1 protein-coding gene and 1 pseudogene are annotated in these 810 nt (G+C 36.1%); both read right to left on the bottom strand.

Annotated elements, in window-relative coordinates:
• A partial coding sequence (locus AC1DTM_RS29615; RefSeq protein WP_477001606.1) for a methionine gamma-lyase family protein occupies nt 1-686 on the bottom strand: 686 nt, incomplete at its 3' end.
• Nucleotides 679-810: pseudogene (locus AC1DTM_RS29620) on the bottom strand (GTPase HflX); the annotation flags it as partial. The pseudogene AC1DTM_RS29620 and the gene AC1DTM_RS29615, both read right to left, overlap by 8 nt.

The following is an 810-nucleotide window of genomic DNA, read 5'->3' on the forward strand; positions in this document are numbered from 1 at the left end:
CCTGCCATTAAGTCCGCACCAACATGACATGGCTCGTTTTCTTCAATAAATTCGCCATAGCAGTTATCTACAAATACAATAACATCAGGTTTAATCTCTTTAACAAACGCAATCATCTCTTTAATTTGTGAAACTGTAAACGACGGACGAGTAGCATATCCTTTTGAACGTTGAATACCAATCATCTTCGTGTTACTACGGATCGCAGCTGCAACAGCTTCAAAGTCCACAAATCCCTCTTCAGTTAACGGAACTGCGTTATAACCAATATTATATTCTTTAAATGAGCCTACACCTTTTCCGCGCACACCAACGATTTCTTCTAACGTATCATACGGTTTCCCCGTTATGTATAGTAACTCATCTCCCGGACGTAAAATACCAAATAAAGCTGTTGAAATTGCATGAGTACCCGAAATAATTTGAGGACGAACAAGACCCGCTTCCGCTCCAAATACATCCGCATACACTTTCTCTAACGTGTCACGACCAATATCATCATACCCATAACCTGTCGTCGGAATAAAATGCGAATCACTAATTTTATGTTTACGAAAACTTTCTAGCACACGAAATTGATTACTCTCAATTACTTCATCCACACATTTATGCACTTCTATAATTTGACTTTCTACTTCTTTTACGATTGGAGCAATTTTTTCTCCATTTTTCAAACGATCAAACATTATTATTTTMTCCTTCTTCCACTAAAAATCTCTTTAATTGCCCATTAAGCGATGAATGAGCAAATATATATCCTGTACAATCATATACAAATTTATCTTCTAGAAACTCCATTTTAGTTAATAA

The sequence above is a fragment of the Bacillus sp. P4_D3 genome, assembly GCF_056401855.1.